This is a genomic window from Leifsonia sp. RAF41 (genome assembly GCF_052114085.1).
Lineage (GTDB): Bacteria > Actinomycetota > Actinomycetes > Actinomycetales > Microbacteriaceae > Leifsonia.
Genome location: NZ_JBFREB010000001.1, coordinates 3,147,372 through 3,167,757, shown reverse-complemented (window position 1 = coordinate 3,167,757; position 20,386 = coordinate 3,147,372). Strand labels below are relative to the sequence as shown.

Below are 20,386 nucleotides of genomic sequence, written 5' to 3'. Positions count from 1 at the left end.
CGAATGATACGAATAGCCTGTCGGGTATCAGGAAACCGCTCGAAAGTCTCACATGGATGAAATCAGCCAGCTGCTGCGCATGGCACGCCTCGAAGCAACCCTCGACAAGCGGTGTCTGCTCGCCGGATCCACCGAAATGGACGTGGCAAGCGGCGGCCCCCGCGACATCCCCTTCCACGTGCTTCTCGAGGGCGAATGCGACCTCGAAGTCGGGGGAACCCTCCACCACATGACGGCGGGAGACGTCGTGGTCATCCCGAGTGGCGGCCGCCACCGGATCATCACGGCAGGCGCCGGGTCGGCCGGATCCATTGCCGAGCGGCCGGGGGCGACCTTCTCGCTGACGACGAGCGCGGCGGGCGGCCAGCCGGTCATCGACCTCTTCTGCGGCCACTACACGATCGGCGCCGGCGCCGGCGCGATCCTCTTCGGCTCCCTGCCGACGCCCACCCAGGTATCCCTCTTCCGGTCGGAGGACAGCCGCGCGGAACTCACCCGCCTGAGCGAGTCCATGCGCGCCGAAGCGGATCGCGACGGCCCTGGCTCCGCCGCCATCATGTCGGCCTTCTGCACCGTCCTGATCGCGATGGTCCTGCGCACCAGCACCGCGTCCAGTGCACACGGCCGCATCTGGACCGCTGTGGCGGACTCGTCGATGAGCGCGACCATCCAGGAGGTGCTGGCCAGACCGGGCGACCGCTGGACGATCGAGCGACTGAGCACGCGGACGTCCATGTCCCGCGCGACCTTCATCCGGCGGTTCCACGCGGCCACCGGCATGACCTTCGGCCAGTTCCTGACACGCGCACGACTGATGACCGCCGCCGACCTGTTGGCGGGATCCGACCTGGCTGTCGCGGCGGTGGCGGCCGCGGTCGGGTACCGCTCGGAGTCCGCGTTCTCGCGGGCGTTCCGATCCGAGACCGGTCGGACGCCGGCTCGCTTCCGCAGGGCGCATCAGGAGAGTCTGCTGCCCGGCTGGCGTCGCTCCGGTCAGCCGCGCCCGGCCCAGGGGTCGTAGTCGGCGAGCAGCGGGCCCTGCGCCGGCCGGTCCGCCTCCGGGATGTGCTGCAGGTTGATGCGCACCCGGTACCAGAGCGAGCTGGAGCCGCGCATCCCATCCACGAGCTCGTCAGCGGGATGCAGCAGCGCCGCCGCGTCCGGATGGGCACTCTTCCACTGCTCGAGTGCATCCACCGCCTGGGGCTTCGTCTTCGTGCGGGCGACCTCGATCAGCGGCATCTGCGAGACGCGGCGGCCGGCGCCGTCTCCTGAACGTGGCGGCTTCTCGGCGGGTCCCAGGCGCTCGGCCAGCGCGAGCAGCGCGCCGAGCGAGCCGACCGTATCCTCGATCCCCTCGTGGGCGTCACCGCGCTCGGCGAAGCGCTGCAGCACGGTCGGCACCGTGAACTCCTCGGGGCGGCGCGAACGCACTTCGTCCCAGTCGAGCGGTGTCGACACCCGGGCGTCGGGCAGCGGGCGGATGGAGTATGCGGATGCGACCGTGCGGTCCTTGGCGTTCTGATTGAAGTCGACGAAGACGCTCTCGCCGCGTTCCTCCTTCCACCAGCGGGCCGTCGCCAGGCCGGGCGCGCGGTTCTCCACCTCCCGAGCCAGGGTCTCGGCGGCGAGGCGCACGTCGGCGAAGGTCCATTGCGGGGCGATGCGGGCCAGGATGTGCAGCCCGCGCGAGCCGCTCGTCTTCGGCCAGCCCACGAGACCGTGGTCGCTGAGGACGTCACGCGCGATGAAGGCGACGTCGACGATCTGCGACCAGTCGACGCCGGGCATCGGGTCGAGGTCGACGCGCAACTCGTCGGGATGGTCGAGATCTTCGGCGCGGACGGCGTGCGGGTTGAGGTCGAGGCAACCGAGGTTGGACACCCAGGCGAGTCCGGCGGCGTCCCGCACCACGGTCTCCTCGGCCGATGTCCCGCTGGCGTAGTGCAGGGTGGCGGTGTCGATGTACGGCGGGTGGCCGTCCGGGACGCGCTTCTGGAAGAACGGCTCCTGCGACAGCCCCTTCACGAACCGCTTGAGCACCATCGGTCGCCCGCCCGCGCCCCGCAATGCGCCCTCCGCAACGGCGACGTAGTAGTTCGCGAGGTCCAGCTTGGTCAATCCAGGCTCAGGAAAGACGACCTTGCCGGGATTGGAGATGCGCACCTCCTGCCCGTCCACTTCCAGGAACGTCTCCGACTTCGACGACGGGCTCATGCCGCCACGCTAATCTCGTTGTCCCCCTCCGGCCAGGCCCGCCGAGGCCGAACCCTTGCCGCGCCGTCGGCTCGCCGAACGTGGCGGCATCGCCCGCATGTGCCGGACCACCGGGGTGAGGAGCGCATCCAGCATCCGGATGTCGTCGCGCGGGAGAGCGTCGAACAGCATCCGATTCAGCACCTCGATGTGGCCGGGGAACACGGCGGCGAGGCGGGCACGGCCGGCGTCGGTGATCGTGACGGTCGTTCCGCGCTCATCCTCGACCGAGGGGGCGCGGGTGACGAGCCCCGCCTTTTCGAGCAGGCCGGCCTGGTAGGTGAGGCCGCTCCGGCTGTACACGACGCCGTCGGCGAGCTCCGTCATGTTGTGGCTGCCGTCGGGGGCGTCACCGAGTCGCGCCAGGAGCTGGAACTGGACGTAGCTCAGCTCTCCGGCCTCCTTGAGCTGCAGCTCGACGGCATGCCGCAGGAGGCTCGTCGCCTCGATGAGGGAGAAGTAGGCGGCCAGCTCGACAGGGTCGAGTGCCGGCGAGGGGGAACTCATGGAGAAAGTATATGTTGCTTCGAATTCGAAGCGATGTTACTGTTCCTATGTGCTTCACATTCGAAGCAAATATCGACGATGGAGAGAGAAATCATGAAGACAATGCGCTTCCACCAGTACGGCGGCCCCGAGGAGCTTCGCTACGAAGACGTCCAGGTGCCCGACCCCGGCTCCGGTCAGGTCCGCCTCCGCGTCGCCGGTGCCGGCTTCAACCCGGCCGACAACGGCATTCGGAGCGGCAACCTGCGCCAAGCCATCCCGGTGACCCTGCCGCACGTGCCGGGGTATGACGTGTCCGGCGTGGTCGACGCGCTCGGCGATGGCGTGGAGAACCTCGCCATCGGCGACGCCGTCGTCGGGTTCCTGCCGATGGTCGCGGACGGAGCGAACGCGGAGTTCGTCTTGGCCCCGGCCGACGCTCTGGCGGCCGCGCCGACCAGCATCCCCCTGGCGGATGCGAGCGCGCTTCCCTCTGTGGCCCTCACCGCCTGGCAGGCGCTCTTCGACGACGCGGGCCTCTCCGCCGGGCAGCGCGTGCTGATCAGCGGTGCGGGTGGAGCGGTCGGCGGCTATGCGGTCCAACTCGCCAAGCGCGCGGGCGCGCACGTGATCGCCACCGTCAGTCCGCGGAGCCGGGCAGGCGTCCTGGACGACGGCGCTGACGAGGTCGTCGACCACACCGGCACCGACGTGCTCGGGGCCGTGGGTGAGCCCGTCGACATCCTCCTGAACCTCGCTCCGATCTCCCCGGACGACTTCCAGGCGATGGTGGGCCTGGTGCGCTCGGGCGGCGTGGTCGTGAGTACGACCGCTTGGATGCCGGCGCCGGCCGACGAGGAGCGTGGCGTGCGCGCCGTGGACGTGTTCGTCCGCAGTGACGTGTCCCAGCTATCGGAGATCGTCGCGCTCGTGGATGCGGGTGAGTTGCGCGTCGATGTCGCGCGGCGGGTGTCGCTCCGCGATCTGGCAGCACTACACGTCGAGGCGGCCTCCGGCGGTCTGCGTGGCAAGGTCGTCGTCGTGCCGGACGCCGCCTGACATGTCCCGCGATACACCGCCGAGCGCTGCGGCGGCTTCCGGTGCAGGATCAGCCGCGCTGTTCCAACAGGCGCCGCCAGTCACTCGGCAGGCGGTCGGCCGGTCCGGGGACGGTCTGGTCGACGGGATGGCTGACCGGCGGCGCGAGCTCCGGGCCGTCGAGGAACGTCTGCCTGCGGTAGTCCCAGAACCAGTCCTCGCCCGGTTCGAAGCTCTGGATGATGGGATGCCCGGTACTGGCCGCGTGCTTGGTCGCGTGGGTGTTCAGCGAGTCGTCGCAGCAGCCGACGTGCCCGCAGGTCGCACAGCGGCGCAGGTGCACCCACCAGTCGCCGGTCTGCGTGCACTCGACGCATCCGGGCCCGCTCGGACCGACGCTCGGGTCGATCCCTTCGGCGGCTCCCACATCACTCATGCCCAGCTCCCGTCATGATCCCTCGTCCTCGTACCTCTTGGCGCGCCCGGATGCTCGCAGACGGACGAAACGGTAGCCGATCCCGACCGCCAAGACCAGCACTCCGGCGACGATCGAGCCGGCGGGGAGCGCGGCGACGAGAATGACACAGCCGACCGCGCCCGCGACGGCCAGTGCTCGTGGGTAGCGGCGGTGCGCGCGGTCCTGCGTCCAGGCGGACGCGTTGGCGATCAGGTAGTAGAGCAGCACGCCGAACGACGAGAATCCGATCGCGCCGCGCAGGTCGGTCACTGCGACGAGCAGGCAGACGATCAGACCGAGCACCAGTTCGGCCCGGTACGGCACCCGGAAGCGCGGGTGGACAGCGGAGAACCACGCGGGGATGTCGCGGGTGCGCGCCATCGCCAGGCTGGTGCGCCCGATCCCGGCGATCATGGCGAGCAGAGCGCCGAGGGCGGCGGCCGCGGCGCCGATGCGGATGACCACGCCCGGCCACGCTGTACCGCTCGTCTGCGCGACCGCTCCCAGAGGCGCGGCCGCCTGCGCGATTCCAGCGGGGCCGATGGCGTGCAGGGCGGAGAGCGCGACCAGGGCGTACACGACGAGCACGATTCCCAGCGCTGTCGTGATCGCGCGGGGGATGGTGCGCGCCGGATCCACGACCTCCTCGCCCATGGTCGCGATGCGGGCGTACCCGGCGAAGGCGAAGAACAGGAAGCCGGCCGCCTGGAGGATGCCGTACAACGAAACGGGCGGACCGGGCTCTGCGGCCGTCGCCCCCGTGTGGGTGAACCCGATCACGATGGCGACGGTCAGGGCGACCAGGGAGACGGCGACGAGGATGCGCGTCAGGAGGGCCGTACGTGTCACGCCCAGAGTGTTCACCACGGTCAGCGCGGCCACCGCGAAGATGGCGACCGGCTTCACCCAGGGCCCCGGCACCGCATAGGTGGCGAACGTCAGCGCCATGGCCGCCGAACTCGCCGTCTTGCCGACGACGAACGACCATCCCGCGACGAACCCGGGCCACTCCCCGAGACGCTCCCTGCCGTACACGTAGGTGCCGCCGGACGTCGGGTACTGGGCGGCGAGCTGCGCCGACGACGTCGCATTGCAGAACGCGATGAAACCGGCGACGACGAGTCCCGCCAGCAGCCCGGCGCCCGCGACCCCGGCCGCCGGTGCGAAGGCCGAGAACACGCCGGCGCCGATCATCGAGCCGAGCCCGATGGCGATCGCGTCGCGCAGGCCCAGCCGCCGCGCCAGCGGGGCGAACGACGGGGAAGGGGATCCAGTGCTCATAAGGTGCTCGCAGTGTACGCGAGCCGCGTGACGCCACCGGGTCGTCGCCGGGCAGGCGGATGGACTGTGAGCATCGACGGGGGTACCGTCGCGCGGCAGGACCCAACGGAAGGATGACGCGATGAGCGACGAGAACAAGCGCCCCGATGCGGACGAGCTGCCCGACGGCGCCGGCTCCGACGGCAGTGCCCCCGAATCCGGCGAGGACACCACCTCGGGCGGCGGCCCCGAAGACCCCGACAACTGATCCCCTAGCACCTAGCCCCCAGCCGCCCACCGCCCACCACCGAGTACGCGAAGACTGCACGTTTCGAGGTCATGAAGCGTGCAGTCTTCGCGTACTCGGCGGTGGGGCGGGGGTCAGCGGCGGTGGTGCGGGCGGATGGACAGGGACTCGACGGTGCCGGAGCGCGGGAGGTCGACGGCCGTGCGAACGGTCGCGGCCACCATCTCCGGCGTGATCGTATACGTGGTGTCGTAGGTGTGGCCCTCGCGGGCGACGAGCGCGCGCTGCATGTCCGTATCCACACGCCCGGGGTGGATGCTCGACACGCGCACACCGTTCGGGCGCTCCTCCTCGCGGAGCGCGTCCGTGAGCGCCCGCAGCGCGAACTTCGAACCGGCGTACACCCCGCCGCCGGGGCCGCTGGCGAGCCCGGATCCGCTGTTGATCGACACGACGATGCCCTCCGCCGCCCGGAGCGCCGGAAGCGCGCGCCGGGTCAGCGCCGCGACCGCGAAGACGTTGACCTCGAAGACGTGACGCCAGACCTCGGCATCCGTCTCCTCGATCGTGCCGCCGCCCTCCACACCGGCCGAGTGGACCAGGACATCCAGCCGCTCCGGAAGCGCAGGCAGCGACTTTCCGGTCAGGTCGGCGACGAGGTCGGCCACATACGGTTCCGCGGAGGGCAGCTGGGCGACCACGGCGTCCACGGCTTCCGCATCCCGACCTCCGACCAGGATGTGGTGCGTGCGTCCCAGCTCGATCGCGACCGCCTTGCCGATCCCGCGCGAGGCGCCGGTGACGAGAGCGATCGGGCGGGACGTGTCGGTGCGAGCCATGCCTCGACCCTACGCGGACACCGGCCGCGGCGGGTCGGCGCCGCCTGAGGGTCAGGCGCGGCGCAGCATCCTCAGTCCTGCCGGGATCGACAGCACCGCGATCGCGGTCACGAACACCACCAGCACCGGGACCAGTGGCCAGACGATCAGCGCGACACCGACCAGGAGCACCGGCAGCGCCAGACCGATGTAGGCGATGAGGAAGATGGCCGACAGTACCTCGCCGCGGCGTTCCGGCGCGGCGAGCGAGGCGGTGACGGCGATCGCCGAGCGGAACTGCAGACCGACTCCCGCACCGGCGAGCACGCCGCTCACCACGAACACCGCGAGGGACGCGACCAGCACGCTGACCGCGAGACCGGCCAGACCCAGCAGCATGAGCACCAGGGCCAGGATCAACTGCCCGCGGGTCGACGTCCGCACGAATACGATCTGCGACACGGCGGACGCGGCGAACACCGCGAAGGGCACGGCCCCGGCGAGCAGGTGCGACGTCTGGTGCAGCGTCCCCGCCAGCACGCTCGGGGCGAGGGATGTGAACAGTCCGAACACCGCGAAGCCGGCGAATGCGGCGACCGCGGCGGCGGAGAATGCGCCGCGCGCCTCGGCGGGCAGCGAGATCCGCTGCGGCCGGTAGGCCGGTCGCTCCTCCGCGCGCTCGACCGTCTCGGGCACGAACGCCACCGCCACCGCCGCCAGAGCCAGGATCACCAGGAACACGGCGTACGGGAGCAGGAGCGGGGTGGGGAGGAACTGCGCGAACGCGCCGCCGATGAGCGGGCCGAGCGCCAGGCCGCCCGTGTTGACCACGGTGGAGACGGTTCCGGCGAGCCGCGGCCCTTCCTCCGGGCGGGCGACTGCACGCAACTCGCTGAGGTGAGCCGTCGCGCTCGCGGTGAGCGCGCCGACCCCGATGCCGGACAGCGTGCGCGCGACGATCAGCCCGGAAACGTCGTTCCAGACCAGGAACAGCGCGGCGGAGACGATCTCGACCAGCACCGCGATGAGCACCATCCGGCGCCTTCCGGCCCAGTCGCTGAGGTGCCCGATGAAGAACAGGCTCGCGATGACACCGACCGCATAGGCGGCGAAGATGACGGTCACGACCCAGGTCGGGAAGCCGTCGCGCGCCTGATACAGCGCGTACAGCGGCGTCGGGATGGTCGAGAACGCCATCACCGCGAGGAACGCCGCCGCGATCACCCAGAAGCCGGCTCCGTGCCGGAGGCGGAAGGGACGGCGGTCGGTGGTGGGGGTGTCGAGCGTGGTGGTCATGGTTGAAGGATGCTCCCCTCCGACCATCGAGTCCAACGGAAATAGCCGATGGTGAGCATCGAAGGATACGATTGCGCCGTGGATACGCGCCAGCTCGAATACTTCGCAGCCGTCGCGGCCGAGGGCAACTTCACCCGCGCCGCGGAGCGCGTCTTCGCCGCGCAGTCGACGGTCTCCGCCGGCATCCAGAGCCTGGAGCGGGAACTCGGGCTGCCTCTGTTCGAGAGGGACGCGCACGGCGTGCGCCTGACCGACGTCGGAGAGGCCGTCCTGCCGGAAGCGCGTGCGGCGCTGGAGGCCGTCGAGCGGATGCGCGAGCTCGCCGACCGCGGAGGTCCGCTGCGCGGAACCGTACGCGTCGGCATCTTCACCAACCTCACCACGGTCGACCTACCGGGCATCATGGGCGAGTTCCATCGCAGGCACCCGGGGGTCGACCTGCGCCTCGGCCCGTCGCCGAGCGGGTCCACCGGGCTCGTGGAGGACGTCCGCCAGGGACGGCTCGACATCGCGTTCCACGGTCTTCCGGATGCGGTGCCCGACCTCCTGACGCGCCCCCTCGTGGAGTCCCCGTTCCTCGCGGTGCTGCCGGAGGCGCATCCACTCGCCGGTCGTACGGCGGTGTCGCTCGCGGACCTGGCGGGGGAGCCGTGGGTGGATGCGCGCCCCGGCTTCGGCAACCGCGTCACCCTCGACCGCGCGTTCTCCGCCCTCGGGCTGACGCGCCGGGTCCCGACCGAGCTCTCCGACCTGGGCGAGATCCCGCGCTTCGTGTCGTCGGGGCTCGGGGTGGCCGCGCTGCCCGAGCTGACGATCATCCCCGCTCCGGGTGCCGTCGTCCGCCCGCTCCGTGAGCCGGTCGACTGGCGGCTGAGCGCGATCGCCCGCGCGCGTCCCGGTCGGGCGGCGGAAGCGTTGCTGACGCTGCTCGCCGAGCGCATCGGCGGCGCCTGACCCGCGACCCTTCCCCGCCCGGCACGGATGCGTCAGACTCGGCGCCGGAAGGGCAGGAGGCGGCATGACGGACATCACGGACCACCTGAGGTCGGAGCTGCGCCACCGAATCCGACCGATGGGCGGGCGCAACCCCCGCGAGCGCGGGCGCAGCGCCACGCCCCTCGAGTTGCTCTACGACCTCACGTACGTGGTCGCCTTCGCCGCCGCCTCCGACCAGCTGGCCGAGCAGCTCGCTCACGGCGACATCTGGCCGGCGCTGGGCGCCTACGTGTTCGCCATCTGGGCGGTCTCCTGGGCGTGGCTGAACTTCACGTGGTTCGCTTCGGCCTACGACAACGACGACCTGGTCTCCCGTCTGGGGACGATCGTGCAGATGATCGGTGTGATCGTGCTCACCTACGGACTCCCTGTCAGCTTCGAGCGGGCGGCGCACGGTGAAAGCCCGAACAACCTCCTCATGGTCCTCGGCTACATCATCATGCGCGTCCCGCAGATCCTGCTCTGGCTGCGGGCGGCCCGGCAGGATCCGGACCACCGCCGGAATGCGGTGTCGTACGTCGTCATCATCTCGATCGCGCAGGTCGGCTGGCTGCTGACGGCGATCATCCCGCTGCCCGTCGCCGTCACCGTCGGTGCGCTCGTCGTGCTCGCCTTCTTTGAGATGGTCGCCCCGGTGCTGGCGACCCGTTGGTACGGGTTCTCGCCGTGGAACGCCGGTCATCTCGCGGAGCGGTTCAGCCTCCTCACGATCATCACGATCGGCGAGGTCATCGCAGGGACGACGTCCGCGGTCGGCGTGCTCACCCAGAAGACGGGTTGGTCGGTGGAGGCGGTGCTCATCGCCTCCTCAGGGCTGATCACGGCGGCGGCCGTCTGGTGGACCTACTTCCTCGTGCCGTCGCGCCTCATCCTGGAACGGCGCCCCGAGCGGGCCTTCCCGTGGCGTTACGCGCACCTCGCGCTGTTCGGGTCGATCACGGCGATCGGGGCCGGACTGCACCTGACCACGATGGCCATGGAGAGCGGCGGCGTGTCACTGCTGGGCGTCGCGCTCGCCCTCGCCGTGCCTCTGGCGACCACCATCGCGCTGATCTTCCTTACCTGGAGCGTGCTGCTGCGGTCGTTCGACCTCACGCACCTCCCGCTCCTGCTGATCACTCTCGCCCCGCTGGCGGCGGCGGTCGTGGTGGGGGCGATGACGCATCCCGGCGAGGCGATCGACCTGGAGCAGCCGGGCACGTTGACCGCGTTGAGCGTGGTCGTCGGCCTGGTCGCGCTCGGTGCGGTTGTCGAGGTGGTCGGCCACGAGCTGGTCGGGTTCCGGCACACCCTCCGGGCTTGGCGCGACGACCTGGACGCCTCGCCGCTCAGTGCTGTCGAACCGGATCCGTCGTGACGGCGGCCTGCGCATCCTTTCGCGTCTTCCGGATGCTGGCGACGGCCGCCACGGCGATGGTCGCCCCGATGAAGACGAGCGAGAACCACGTCGGGATCTCGGGGATCCACTCGACCGGGTGACCGCCGTTGAGGAACGGCAGCTCGTTGACGTGCAGCGCGTGGAACACGAGCTTGACCCCGATGAAGCCGAGGACGACCGCGAGCCCCTGCGACAGGTAGACCAGCCGCTCGAGCAGTCCGCCGATCAGGAAGAACAGCTGGCGGAGGCCCATCAGGGCGAACGCGTTCGCGGTGAAGACGATGTAGGCCTCACTGGTCAGGCCGTAGATGGCGGGGATCGAGTCCACCGCGAAAACGACGTCGATCAGGCTGATCGCGATGATGGTCAGCAACATCGGCGTGACGAAGCGGCGGCCGTCCTTCTTCACGGTCAAACGGTCGCGGTGGTACTCCTCGGTGACCGGGAGGTGGCGGCGTACGAACCGCATCACCCTGTTGTCGGACGGGTCGGAGTCGTGCGAGCCGAACGCCTGCCGCCACGCCAGGAACAGCAGCAGCGCGCCGAACAGGTAGAACACCCACGAGTAGTTCTCGATCAGCGTCGCGCCGACAGCGATGAACGCGCCGCGGAGCACCAGCGCGATGATGATGCCGATCATCAGCACCTTCTGCTGGTACGCCTTGGGAACCGCGAAGGCTGACATCAGCAGGAGGAAGACGAAGAGGTTGTCGACCGACAGCACCTTCTCGGTGAGGTAGCCGGCGAAGTACTCGCCGCCGTAGGTCCAGCCGGAGACGATGCCGATGCCCACGCCGAACAGCAGCGCCAGACCGATGTAGAAGGCCGACCACCGCGCGGACTCGCCGATGGTCGGCTCGTGCGGCTTGCGCACGTGAGCGAAGAACTCGTAGACGAAGAACGCGATCGTGACAGCGATCGTGATGATCCAGATGAGCGGGGTGACCTGCACCGGGACTCCAAGGGGATAGGCGTTGCGACTCGCCAAGGTCTCCTCCGCCCCGGCCGGAAGACTGCGGGACCAGCGGTCCGGGATGCGATGGCGCATCCGTACTGACGGACTCACTGCAGGCGGGAGTACTCCCCTTGATGCACCCAGCCTAGCGGCGGACCGCCTGGCAGGGTTCTGTGAGCATCCTCCTGTTGCACTCGCCGGCTTGCTTCGGTCGGCCGCGGCGCGGAGATTCGGCCGAATCCCGTTCGAATCTCCCGCAGGACTGCTCATCGAAGGAGATTCGACGCCGGAACTCCTTCGGCAGCGATGACGAGGCTAGCCCCAGGTCGACAGCTTCTCGGGGTTCGTGACCACCCAGACGTGGCGGACCGCTGTCGCCCGTCCGTCGAGGGCGATGACGGCGACCAGGCGGCCGTCGCGGGAGGCCAGCAGTCCCGGCCGGCCGTTGATAGAGCGGACCTGCAGGCGCAACGTCATCGGTGCCCCGAGGGCGACACGGAGCAGGGTCAACGCCGCGGTGATCCCGCTTGCCGGTCCGTGCGCCGCCCCGGCGACGCCGCCGGTGTCGACGACGACGCAGACGTCGGGGCCGAGCAGTCGCGCAAGCGCCACGGGGTCGTCGGTGCGGTAGGCGTCGCGGAACGCCCGGGGGAGCGCGGCACCGCCGCCGTCAGGCCGCACCCGCCCGCTGCGTCGCCTCGCCCCGTGTGATGGCCTCATCGGTTCGTCCTCCACCGTCGCCGCTCACGCCGTCGACCTGATCCACGGGTTCCAGCCGGTCCTCGAAGTAGGCGCGGGACAGCACCCCGCGCAGTCGTTGCGCGAGCCCCAGCCGCCCGCTCTCGTCGGGATGCACGTCGACGCCGTGTGCTGCGACCGGACCGGCGAGGCGGTACCGCTCCTCCGCATCCACACGCCCGTGCACCTCGGCGTACTCACCGCCGGGCAGCCGGACGATCCGCCCGGTCTCGTACCCGTGCAGCAGGATGTCGCGGTCGCGCTTCTGCAGGGCGAGGCACACCCGGCGGGTCAGCCAGAAGGCGACGATCGGGCCGAGCACCACGAGCGCCTGGTAGGCGGCGACGACCGACTCGACCGTGAGGTGGAAGTGGGTCGCGACGAGGTCCGCGCTGCCGGCTCCCCAGAGCGCGGCGTAGAACACGAGGGCGGCGACGCCGAGCCCCGTGCGGGTCGGCTCGTTGCGCGGTCGGTCCAGGATGTGGTGGTCGCGGTGATCGCCGGTCACCCACTCCTCCACGAACGGGTAGACCGCGACCGCGAGGAGATACAGGCCGACGACGGCGAGCGGGACGAGGATCGCCAACGTCCAGGTGCGGCCCAGCCACTCCACCTCCCACCCGGGCGGGACGAGCCGCAGCGCGCCGTCGAGGAACCCCGTGTACCAGTCGGGCTGGCTGCCGGCGGAGGCGTTGCCAGGGGAGGATGGCCCGTACAGCCAGATCGGGCTGATCGTGACGGTAGCGGCGACGAGCAGGAGTCCGCCTGTCACGATGGCGAACAGGCCACCGACGCGAACGGCGAGGTTCGGCCAGACGGGGACGCCGACGATCACGTCCTCGCTCCGCCCCGGCCCGGCGAACTGCGCAGGCTTGTTGACGTACGCAGTCCGCGCCCGCAGCGCGATCAGCACCACGAGCAGCGCGGGGACGACGGCGACATGGATCGGGTAGAGGTTCTCGATGATCCGCCCCGGGAACTCGCCGCCGAACAGCAGAGCGGACAGCCATGTCCCGATCACCGGGATGCCGAGCACGATCCCCTCGACGATCCGTAGCCCGGTGCCCGAGAGCATGTCGTCGGGGAGGGCGTAGCCGCTCCAGCCCCCGACCAGCGCGGTCAGCAGCAACCCGAACAGCAGCAGCCAGGAGAGGCGCCGCGGCCGGCGGAAGGCCCCGGTGAAGAAGGTGACGGCGAGCTGCAGGATGAGCGCGGCCGGGAGCAGCAGCGCCGCCCAGTGGTGCGCCTGGCGCATCAGCAGACCGCCGGGCAATTCGAACGAGATCGCCAGGGTCGACTGCAGGGCCTTGGACATCTCCGCGCCCGCCAGCGGCACGTAGGGTCCGCTGTAGGTCACCCGTTCGCTCGACGGCGTGTACGCGAACATCAGGATGAAGCCCGTCACGAACAGCACGACCACGCACGCGAACGCGACGACACCGAAGAGATTCGTCCAGTGCAGCGGCGCTCGCCGCATCCTGAGCTCGTCGCGCAGGGCGGTGGTACGGCGGCCGACGGAGGTGCCGGCGACGAGTCGCGACGCACGCACGGTCATCGAGGGGCGGACCCTCCGGTCGACGGGCATCAGACCCTCCCGGCGAGCTCGTCCGGTGCCCCGCCGCCGACGAACGCGCGGCGCGGATGCTGCACCGAGAGCAGCGAGACGATGTCGCGGCCGAACACCACGGCGCTCGCCCAGATCAGCAGCACCCGCACCTTGCGCTCCCAGGTCGGGATGGCAAGCACGTGGTAGCCGCGGTGCATCACCCATGCCAGAAATCCGGTGATCACGATGCCGCGCCACTGGAAGATCCCTTTCCCGAGGCCCAGGGTCGCCACGACACCGAGACTGTGGTGAACGTAGTCCTTCGGCTGCTCGCCGCGCAGCGTCGCCACGATGTTCTTGGCGAGCCGCTTCGCCTGCCGGACTGCGTGCTGCGCGTTCGGCACGGTCACCGCCCCCTCGATGGGCGACGCCAGGTCGGGAACCGCGGCGTCGTCGCCGGCGGCCCACGCATCCGGGACCACCTGCTCCGGCGTTCCGACCCGGAGGTCCGCACGCACCATCACCGAGCCGCGCGCCGTCAGCGGCAGGTCGGTGTGGTTGGCGACCACCGGATTGGCGCCGTTGCCGGCCGTCCAGACGATCGTGTGCGCGTCGAACTCGTCGCCGGTGGAGAGCACCAGATGGCCGCCCTCCGCCGACACCAGCTGAGCACCGAGGTGGATGCGCGCCCCGCGCTGCTCCAGCGCCCGCACCACCCAGCGTCCCGGCCCGTCGGTGACTTCGGGCAGGATGCGGTCGCGCGCCTCCACGAGGTGGAACGACAGATCCGAGAACCGCAGCTCGGGGTACGACTTCAGCAAGGCCGTGGCCAGCGACAGCAGCTCGCCGAACCCTTCGACGCCCGAGAAACCGCCGCCCACGAAGGCGACCGTCAGCAGCCGACTGCGCTCCGGTCCCGGCGGGAGCACGGACGCCCGGTCGAAGGCTTCGAGCAAGCGGTCGCGGATGGCGACCGCCTCCTCCACGTGCTTCATCCCGATCGCATTCTCGGTGATCCCCGAGATGGGGAACGTTCGGGTCACGGCGCCCGCGGTGACGACGAGGATGTCGTAGCCGAGGTCGAACGGCTCGCCGTCCTTCGGGAGCACCGACACCCTCTTCGACGCGTGGTCGATGCGCGTCACCGAGGCGTGGATGAGACGCGCGCGCTTCAGGTGGCTGCGCAGCGGGATCGCCGCGTGCCGCGCCTCGATCGACCCCGCTGCCACCTCGGGGAGGAACGGCTGGTAGGTCATGTACGGCCGCGGATCGATCACGACGATCTCGGCCTCGTCCCGCCGGAGCTTCTTCTCCAGCTTCCATGCGGTGTAGAAACCGGCGTAGCCGCCGCCCACCACCAGGATCCTGCGCATTGCTGACTCCTGTCTCGCGCTGCTGATGCCTTCACCAGCTATGACAGGACAGCCCCCCGATTTGTGACATCCGGGGCTGCGCGATTTCGGGATGCGGTCAGGCGGGGACGGGCAGCCGTTCCAGCTTCTCCGGGTTGAGCACCCACTGCAGGCGGCGGATGCCGTCCGCAGTGACGTCCAGGGTGACGAACGCGACCACGGCGCCGTCCCGGACGAGCACCGCCGCAGGAGCGCCGTTGGCCTCCACGATGCGGACCGTCCCCTCCCAGAACCGGCTGTGGAACGCGTGCAGGTACTTGGCGACCGTCTCGCGCGTGAAGACGGGGATGCGCGAGGCGCGTGCCAGGCCGCCACCGTCGGCGTAGCTGACGATGTCGTCGGCGAAGATCCGCTCGAGCTCCTCGATGTCGCCGGACTTCGCCGCCTGGAGGAAGGCCTCCAGCATCCGGCGCTGCTCCTGGTGGTCGACCTCGCGCACCTGCCGTTCCTCCGCGAGGTGCTTCCTGGCTCGGCTCACCAGCTGCCGCGCCGACGCCTCCGACCCCTGGATGATCTCCGCGATCTGCGCGTACGGGTAGTCGAACGCCTCCCGCAGCACGTAGGCGGCGCGTTCCGTCGGGGTCAGCTTCTCCAGCAGCACGAGCACGGCGAACTCGAGCGCCTCCCCCCGCTCCGCACCCAGCAGGGGGTCGGCGCTCGTGTCCACCGGCTCGGGCAGCCACGGCCCGACGTACGTCTCGCGCCGCACGCGCGCCGACTGCGCGAGGTTGATCGCCAGCCGGGTCGTCGTCGTCGCCAGGAACGCCGCCGGCTCGCGCACTGCGCTCCGGTCGGCGTTCTGCCAGCGCTCCCAGGTGTCCTGGACGATGTCCTCGGCGTCGGCCACCGTGCCGAGCATCCGGTAGGCGATGCCGAACAGGCGTGGTCGAACCGCCGCGAACGTTTCCGCTGCGGCGTTCAGGTCGTCCGTCTGCGCTGTCTCCCCGAGCATGGTCGAAATGCTAGCGAGCGCTCTCCAGCCAGCGGGAGTAGGAAATGCTCCCGAGGCGGTGGTCGGTGATCGCCGGATCGTTGCCGGGGACCAGTGAGCGGTCGTCGACCGTGCCGCCGAAGTATCCGGCGGCGGGGTCGGTCACGACAGTCCGGGCGTCGCCGCGGGCGGCCAGCAGGCGGCGTGCGAGATCGTCCAGTCGCAGCGGCTCCGGCCCGGCCACCTCGATGATCTCGTTGCCCGGGGTCGCCGCCGCGACCTCCGCGAGCGCGGCCGAGACGTCGGCCGCCGCGATCGGCTGCATGAGCACATCCGACAGCACGGTCCTGTCGCCCTGGGTCGATCCGTCGGCCAGCGCACCGATGAACTCGAAGAACTGCGTCGCCCGAACGATGGTGAACGGGATGCCGCTCTCGTCGACGATGCGCTCCTGCGCGACCTTCGCGCGCATGTACCCGATGTCGGGCAACCGGTCGGTCCCGACGATCGAGAGGACGACGTGGTGGCCGACCCCTGCCTCCTTCTCGGCGGCGACCAGGTTGGCGGTCGACCGTTCGAAGAACTCCAGCACCGGGCCGTCCTCGAATGACGGCGCGTTCGGGGTGTCGACCACCACATCCGCGCCCTGCAGTGCCTCGGCCAGGCCGCTCCCGGTGACCGTGTCCACACCGGTGGAGGGGGATGCGGCGACCGCGTCGTGCCCGCGCTTCTTGAGCAGTTCCACCACGCGTCGGCCGATCAGGCCGGTGCCGCCGATGACGACGATCCTCATGTCGTTCTCCATTCCGCCCGTCGGTCGATCCGAGGGCTCACCGACTATGACCGGATAGGCGTTCCGGATGTGACAGGGCGCCCCCGAGTCAGCGCAGCAGCGAGCGATGCGGGGCGGCCGCGGTCCCCGAGGGCGACGCGTCGGTGTTGGCGGGTCGCGGGTTCCGGATGCCGATGCCCGAGACGATCGCACCGATCGCGATGGCGATGGCCGCTGCGGCCGCCAGCTCGTGGAACCCGGCCACGGCAGACATGGCGCCACCGGCGGATCCCGCGAGCGCGACTGCGACGAGTCCGGCGACGCGCGACACCGCGTTGTTCACCGCGGACGCGATTCCGGAGCGCGCGGAATCGACGGCGCCGAGGATCGTCGCGGTGAGCGGAGCGACCGTGATCGACATCCCGAGCCCGAAGATGACGACGGCAGGGAGCACCTCCGTCACGTAGTCCGCTTGGCTGGTGATCCGAAGCATGAGGGCGAACCCGCCGGCCGCCACGAGCGGGCCGACGGTCATCATGACGCGCGCGCCAACCCGCCCGCTGAGACGCCCGAAGAGTGCCGAGAGCGCGATCAGGAGGATGCTCGACGGCACCATCGCGAACCCGGCGAGGGTCGCGCTGTACCCCGCGCCCTGCTGGAGGAACAGCGAGAGCGCGAAGGTCCCGACGGCTACGCCGCCATAGATGAAGGCGGTCGCGACGTTCCCCACCGAGAAGTCGCGTGCACGGAAGATCGCCAGTGGCAGCATCGGGTGCGCCGAGCGGCGCTCCCACAGCACGAACCCGACGAGCCCGACCAGGCCGAGGGCGAGCGATCCCGCGATGAGCGGGGATCCCCATCCGAATCGGGGATGCTCGATCAGCGCGAACACCGGCAGCCCGAGTCCGATCACGCCGAGTGCTGCGCCGAACCAGTCCACCCGGGCTCCGGTGGAGCGGGGAGCGTCGGCCGGGAGGCCGCGTAGGAGCAGCAGGGTGACGGCGATCGGCAGGAGGTTGATGCCGAACACCCACCGCCACGAGAGCGTGTCCACGAGGACGCCGCCGAGCACCGGTCCAGCAATGCTGGCAACGGATGTGATGGCCGTCCACGTGCCGATGGCCCTGGCCTGTTGCGCGCCGGAGAAGGTGCTCAGGATGAGTGCGAGCGAACTCGGGACGAGGAGCGCCCCGGCGACACCCTGCAGCCCGCGCGCGACGATGAGCACGCCGGCGGTCGGTGCGAGCGCGCACAGCGCCGAGGCCACCGCGAAGCCGACCAGACCCCAGAAGAGCACACGCTTCCGGCCGAACAGGTCGGAGAGCGATCCGGCAAGCAGGATGACCGAGCCGAGGGTCAGCAGGTACGCGTCCACCACCCACTGCTGCGCGGCGAGTCCGCCACCCAGCTCTCGCCCGATCGCCGGGAGGGCGACGGTGACGACGCTCCCATCGAGGAAGGCGATGAAGGTCGCCAGCACGGCGACCGTGAGTACCGTGCGCTGCTGTGTGCTGAGCCATCTGGTCATGGGGTGCATCCGTCCGTCGAAGTGCCGGGAAACCCCGACTCCGACTCTGACCGAACGCCGCACCCGTTTGTGACAGCGACGGCAGCTGAGCCAGGCTCGCGCATTTAAGGGCTGAGGGCCCGAGTCCCGACCACGATTGTCCCGACCCGCCGGAGCCAGTCGCGGGACAAAACGTTCACTTGGCGTCATGTTTTGGGGGTGAACCGCGTCGTCTAAGGCGAGGGCGTGGTTTCGATCAGATGGTTTCTGCGTCCTCCCGCCGAAAGAGTTTCGTGCGCCAATGGTCCAAGGAGGAACCATGAAGAAAATTGTTCGAATGATCACTGGAGCTGCAGCGGCCGTAGGCATCATTTTGGGTGTGGGCTTCGTGACTGCGGCCCCGGCCAGCGCTGCCGGGTCCGACTGTCAAACGCTCTCCGTGGGTGAGACCCCAGGCGGGTACCTCGCTACGATCCTGTGTTCCGAAACGTTGGACGGATGGTTGGATAACAATCTGCCGACGAGGTCCTACTACAAGGGCGTGGGCAACACTCCCGGCGACGCGCTAAGCAATGCAACCTGGATGGCCTACAACTCGAATAGCGCGAGTTCGTGCCACGACGTGAGCACAGCAGCCGTCCCTGGCGGCTACAACGTGGTCTACACCTGCACGGGCCGGCTCACGTACCCCAACGCTGCCGCTGCTGATTTGAACACCGCGGTGTCTTGGGCAAACTATCAGTTCGTCCTGTATCGCTGAGTGAGGGCTAGGTAGGTGCGGGTCCGGGCCTTCGGGTTCCGGCACCCGGACCAACTCGCAAAGCGTTTCATGGGGTCGACCACGAAGGGGTTCTTCCATCGACATTGTCAGTGGTTATTGGGTGGATTTAAAAGTCGCTTTGCCGGGGATGAAGTAGCAGATTTTCACTATGATTCCACGGGGTTCGGTGTTAGTGTGCTGAAGGAGGTGGTTGTGATGAACATGGCGACAACGACTCGCAACGCTCACTCGGCATCCGCGAAGATCGGCATCCGCGAGATCACGCGGCGCCTGAACTCCGCGCTTGGCGCGACCCTGGTTGCTTCTCTGGCGGGCAGCAAGGACCCGAAGATCAGCTACAAGTGGGCGCGTGCTGACGGCCCAGAGCCGAAGATCGACGCCGTACGCCGGCTTCAGTTCGCGCACACACAGTGGCTAGCGATCACGGCTTCCGAGGGCGAGCACGTGGCGCGGATGTGGTTCATCGGCTCGAACCCGCTCCTGGACTACGACACCCCAGTCGACGCGATCCGCGAGAACCGCTTCAAGGAGGCCGCGGCCGCCGCGAAGGCGATGGTCGAGGATGGCTTCCTCGGGTGACGGCCCGGGTCGATCCAGCCACCGGGCTGCGCCTGGTGGCGAGCCCAACGGTGCCCGTCTACCGGATCGCGAAATCGTCCTACGGGCCGATGAATCCACCCATACGAGAGGACTCGAAGAGACGAGCCTGGAACCGCTGGGACACACCCGGCCGCACCGTCTACGCATCCGATAGTGCGGGCACCGCGTACATCGAAGCGTTGGCGTGGGCGCACGAGGAGGCCGCCGGCCGCGATCGCGCCATTCGCAAGACGGCTGAACTCTTCGGGATCTCCCCCAAGCGGGCTCGCGACCTGGTCGAGGCCGACTGGCTGAAGGCAGGGAACATGCAGCCAGGCTGGCTCCCGACGATCTGGCGGGACGGCCGGCGGATGTATCAGCTGACGTTCCCCGACGGCTGGTTCGTGGACGTGATGAGCAGCGACACGCTCTCGGCGATCTCAGCCGGGCTGGAAGACGACCTCTTGAAGCGCGGCATCAACGGGACGCTGACTGTGTCAGAGGTCACCTCCAACGACAGGCGGCTCACGACGCGCATCGCGACGTGGCTCCGCGAGGAAGCCACCCTCGACGACGGCACCCAGCCGCTCGGGATCCAGTTCACCTCCAAGTACGGACGCCCTGGCGAGGCCGAGGGAACCTCGTGGGCGTTCTGGATGCGGGCGATCGACGCTGGGCTGTCAGCTGAGCCAGTGATCGTCGACAACGGAGAGCCGATCAAGCTGGCGGATGCCGACTTCAAGCGTGCGCTGCAGTTCCATCACATCGACTCTCGTTGAGTGCTCGGGTGGCAGTGTCGTCGGACGCCGATGGGGTCGAGGTCATGGCTTCCCCCGGCAAAGGAACGGTCTCTCGGGCGGCAGATGCTGTCCGCTGTCCGCTGTCCGCTGTCCGCTGTCCGCTGTCCGCTGGCTGCTTGTCCGCTGTCCGCGA

21 protein-coding genes are annotated in these 20,386 nt (G+C 69.6%); 8 read left to right on the top strand and 13 right to left on the bottom strand.

Features of this window, described 5'->3' with window-relative positions:
- Positions 1-52: 52 nt before the first annotated feature.
- Positions 53-1,021: a cupin domain-containing protein gene (locus AB4Y74_RS15395; protein WP_441799935.1), complete on the top strand. Its 969-nt coding sequence runs from the start codon at positions 53-55 to the stop codon at positions 1,019-1,021.
- On the opposite strand, the gene AB4Y74_RS15390 is transcribed toward AB4Y74_RS15395, so the two are convergent.
- Together AB4Y74_RS15390 and AB4Y74_RS15385 are read right to left on the bottom strand one after the other, a co-directional pair.
- A complete protein-coding gene (locus AB4Y74_RS15390) occupies positions 994-2,217 on the bottom strand; it encodes a DNA polymerase domain-containing protein (protein ID WP_441799934.1) in 1,224 nt (407 codons plus the stop codon). The two genes, AB4Y74_RS15395 and AB4Y74_RS15390, sit on opposite strands and share 28 nt — an antisense overlap.
- Before the next feature lie 9 nt (positions 2,218-2,226).
- Positions 2,227-2,763: a MarR family winged helix-turn-helix transcriptional regulator gene (locus AB4Y74_RS15385; RefSeq protein WP_441799933.1), complete on the bottom strand. Its 537-nt coding sequence runs from the start codon at positions 2,761-2,763 to the stop codon at positions 2,227-2,229.
- A gap of 93 nt (positions 2,764-2,856) precedes the next feature.
- Here AB4Y74_RS15385 and AB4Y74_RS15380 point away from each other — a divergent pair, with 93 nt between their 5' ends.
- Positions 2,857-3,801, top strand: a complete 945-nt coding sequence (locus AB4Y74_RS15380; RefSeq protein WP_441799932.1) for an NADP-dependent oxidoreductase — start codon at positions 2,857-2,859, stop codon at positions 3,799-3,801.
- A 49-nt stretch (positions 3,802-3,850) separates the two neighbouring features.
- Here the strand turns inward: AB4Y74_RS15380 and AB4Y74_RS15375 are convergent, their stop codons facing one another.
- A complete protein-coding gene (locus AB4Y74_RS15375; protein WP_441799931.1) occupies positions 3,851-4,216 on the bottom strand; it encodes a UBP-type zinc finger domain-containing protein in 366 nt (121 codons plus the stop codon).
- A gap of 12 nt (positions 4,217-4,228) precedes the next feature.
- Positions 4,229-5,518, bottom strand: coding sequence for an APC family permease (locus AB4Y74_RS15370; protein WP_441799930.1), 1,290 nt, complete (start codon positions 5,516-5,518; stop codon positions 4,229-4,231).
- Positions 5,519-5,639: 121 nt separating this feature from the next.
- Here AB4Y74_RS15370 and AB4Y74_RS15365 point away from each other — a divergent pair, with 121 nt between their 5' ends.
- Positions 5,640-5,765 carry a hypothetical protein gene (locus AB4Y74_RS15365; protein ID WP_441799929.1) on the top strand — a complete coding sequence of 42 codons (126 nt, stop codon included), beginning with the start codon at positions 5,640-5,642 and terminating at the stop codon, positions 5,763-5,765.
- 113 nt (positions 5,766-5,878) lie between these two features.
- On the opposite strand, the gene AB4Y74_RS15360 is transcribed toward AB4Y74_RS15365, so the two are convergent.
- Positions 5,879-6,583: an SDR family oxidoreductase gene (locus tag AB4Y74_RS15360; RefSeq protein ID WP_441799928.1), complete on the bottom strand. Its 705-nt coding sequence runs from the start codon at positions 6,581-6,583 to the stop codon at positions 5,879-5,881.
- Positions 6,584-6,634: 51 nt separating this feature from the next.
- Positions 6,635-7,858: an MFS transporter gene (locus AB4Y74_RS15355; protein ID WP_441799927.1), complete on the bottom strand. Its 1,224-nt coding sequence runs from the start codon at positions 7,856-7,858 to the stop codon at positions 6,635-6,637.
- A 78-nt stretch (positions 7,859-7,936) separates the two neighbouring features.
- On the opposite strand from AB4Y74_RS15355, the gene AB4Y74_RS15350 reads away from it, so the two are divergent.
- Both AB4Y74_RS15350 and AB4Y74_RS15345 read left to right on the top strand, forming a co-directional pair.
- A complete protein-coding gene (locus AB4Y74_RS15350; RefSeq protein WP_441799926.1) occupies positions 7,937-8,812 on the top strand; it encodes a LysR family transcriptional regulator in 876 nt (291 codons plus the stop codon).
- Between the two features lie 64 nt (positions 8,813-8,876).
- Complete coding sequence (locus AB4Y74_RS15345; protein WP_441799925.1) at positions 8,877-10,211, top strand: low temperature requirement protein A; 1,335 nt, start codon at positions 8,877-8,879, stop codon at positions 10,209-10,211.
- Here AB4Y74_RS15345 and AB4Y74_RS15340 read toward each other — a convergent pair.
- The 7 genes from AB4Y74_RS15340 to AB4Y74_RS15310 form a co-directional block, all read right to left on the bottom strand.
- Positions 10,183-11,184 (bottom strand): TerC family protein, encoded by a 1,002-nt coding sequence (locus tag AB4Y74_RS15340; RefSeq protein WP_441800463.1) that lies wholly within the window; start codon positions 11,182-11,184, stop codon positions 10,183-10,185. The two genes, AB4Y74_RS15345 and AB4Y74_RS15340, sit on opposite strands and share 29 nt — an antisense overlap.
- Positions 11,185-11,502: 318 nt before the next feature.
- Positions 11,503-11,868, bottom strand: coding sequence for a hypothetical protein (locus tag AB4Y74_RS15335; RefSeq protein WP_441799924.1), 366 nt, complete (start codon positions 11,866-11,868; stop codon positions 11,503-11,505).
- The gene (gene qcrB / locus AB4Y74_RS15330; RefSeq protein WP_441799923.1) at positions 11,858-13,480 is read right to left on the bottom strand and encodes a cytochrome bc1 complex cytochrome b subunit; all 1,623 of its coding nucleotides are present in this window, start codon (positions 13,478-13,480) and stop codon (positions 11,858-11,860) included. The genes AB4Y74_RS15335 and qcrB overlap by 11 nt, the downstream gene beginning before the upstream one ends.
- A 29-nt stretch (positions 13,481-13,509) precedes the next feature.
- Positions 13,510-14,844, bottom strand: a complete 1,335-nt coding sequence (locus AB4Y74_RS15325) for an NAD(P)/FAD-dependent oxidoreductase (RefSeq protein WP_441799922.1) — start codon at positions 14,842-14,844, stop codon at positions 13,510-13,512.
- Positions 14,845-14,941: 97 nt separating this feature from the next.
- Entirely contained in the window at positions 14,942-15,835 is an 894-nt protein-coding gene (locus AB4Y74_RS15320; protein WP_441799921.1) for an RNA polymerase sigma-70 factor, read from the bottom strand.
- Between the two features lie 10 nt (positions 15,836-15,845).
- Positions 15,846-16,607 (bottom strand): SDR family oxidoreductase, encoded by a 762-nt coding sequence (locus tag AB4Y74_RS15315; protein WP_441799920.1) that lies wholly within the window; start codon positions 16,605-16,607, stop codon positions 15,846-15,848.
- 88 nt (positions 16,608-16,695) lie between these two features.
- On the bottom strand, positions 16,696-18,114 hold the full coding sequence (locus AB4Y74_RS15310; protein ID WP_441799919.1) for a DHA2 family efflux MFS transporter permease subunit: 1,419 nt from the start codon (positions 18,112-18,114) through the stop codon (positions 16,696-16,698).
- 298 nt (positions 18,115-18,412) lie between these two features.
- Here AB4Y74_RS15310 and AB4Y74_RS15305 point away from each other — a divergent pair, with 298 nt between their 5' ends.
- From AB4Y74_RS15305 to AB4Y74_RS15295, 3 genes are read left to right on the top strand one after another with little or no spacing between them, the layout of a single operon-like run.
- Entirely contained in the window at positions 18,413-18,853 is a 441-nt protein-coding gene (locus AB4Y74_RS15305; RefSeq protein WP_441799918.1) for a hypothetical protein, read from the top strand.
- A 15-nt stretch (positions 18,854-18,868) separates the two neighbouring features.
- The gene (locus tag AB4Y74_RS15300) at positions 18,869-19,453 is read left to right on the top strand and encodes a hypothetical protein (protein WP_441799917.1); all 585 of its coding nucleotides are present in this window, start codon (positions 18,869-18,871) and stop codon (positions 19,451-19,453) included.
- A complete protein-coding gene (locus tag AB4Y74_RS15295) occupies positions 19,450-20,232 on the top strand; it encodes an RES domain-containing protein (protein ID WP_441799916.1) in 783 nt (260 codons plus the stop codon). Before AB4Y74_RS15300 ends, AB4Y74_RS15295 begins: the two co-directional genes overlap by 4 nt.
- Positions 20,233-20,386 lie beyond the last annotated feature (154 nt).

Bases quoted from the DNA above. Each gene is read 5' to 3' on its own strand.
- AB4Y74_RS15395 (WP_441799935.1), top strand. From the start codon at position 53: ATGGATGAAATCAGCCAGCTGCTGCGCATGGCACGCCTCGAAGCAACC.
- AB4Y74_RS15390 (WP_441799934.1), bottom strand. From the start codon at position 2,217: ATGAGCCCGTCGTCGAAGTCGGAGACGTTCCTGGAAGTGGACGGGCAG.
- AB4Y74_RS15385 (WP_441799933.1), bottom strand. From the start codon at position 2,763: ATGAGTTCCCCCTCGCCGGCACTCGACCCTGTCGAGCTGGCCGCCTAC.
- AB4Y74_RS15380 (WP_441799932.1), top strand. From the start codon at position 2,857: ATGAAGACAATGCGCTTCCACCAGTACGGCGGCCCCGAGGAGCTTCGC.
- AB4Y74_RS15375 (WP_441799931.1), bottom strand. From the start codon at position 4,216: ATGAGTGATGTGGGAGCCGCCGAAGGGATCGACCCGAGCGTCGGTCCG.
- AB4Y74_RS15370 (WP_441799930.1), bottom strand. From the start codon at position 5,518: ATGAGCACTGGATCCCCTTCCCCGTCGTTCGCCCCGCTGGCGCGGCGG.
- AB4Y74_RS15365 (WP_441799929.1), top strand. From the start codon at position 5,640: ATGAGCGACGAGAACAAGCGCCCCGATGCGGACGAGCTGCCCGACGGC.
- AB4Y74_RS15360 (WP_441799928.1), bottom strand. From the start codon at position 6,583: ATGGCTCGCACCGACACGTCCCGCCCGATCGCTCTCGTCACCGGCGCC.
- AB4Y74_RS15355 (WP_441799927.1), bottom strand. From the start codon at position 7,858: ATGACCACCACGCTCGACACCCCCACCACCGACCGCCGTCCCTTCCGC.
- AB4Y74_RS15345 (WP_441799925.1), top strand. From the start codon at position 8,877: ATGACGGACATCACGGACCACCTGAGGTCGGAGCTGCGCCACCGAATC.
- qcrB (WP_441799923.1), bottom strand. From the start codon at position 13,480: ATGACCGTGCGTGCGTCGCGACTCGTCGCCGGCACCTCCGTCGGCCGC.
- AB4Y74_RS15325 (WP_441799922.1), bottom strand. From the start codon at position 14,844: ATGCGCAGGATCCTGGTGGTGGGCGGCGGCTACGCCGGTTTCTACACC.
- AB4Y74_RS15320 (WP_441799921.1), bottom strand. From the start codon at position 15,835: ATGCTCGGGGAGACAGCGCAGACGGACGACCTGAACGCCGCAGCGGAA.
- AB4Y74_RS15315 (WP_441799920.1), bottom strand. From the start codon at position 16,607: ATGAGGATCGTCGTCATCGGCGGCACCGGCCTGATCGGCCGACGCGTG.
- AB4Y74_RS15310 (WP_441799919.1), bottom strand. From the start codon at position 18,114: ATGACCAGATGGCTCAGCACACAGCAGCGCACGGTACTCACGGTCGCC.
- AB4Y74_RS15305 (WP_441799918.1), top strand. From the start codon at position 18,413: ATGAAGAAAATTGTTCGAATGATCACTGGAGCTGCAGCGGCCGTAGGC.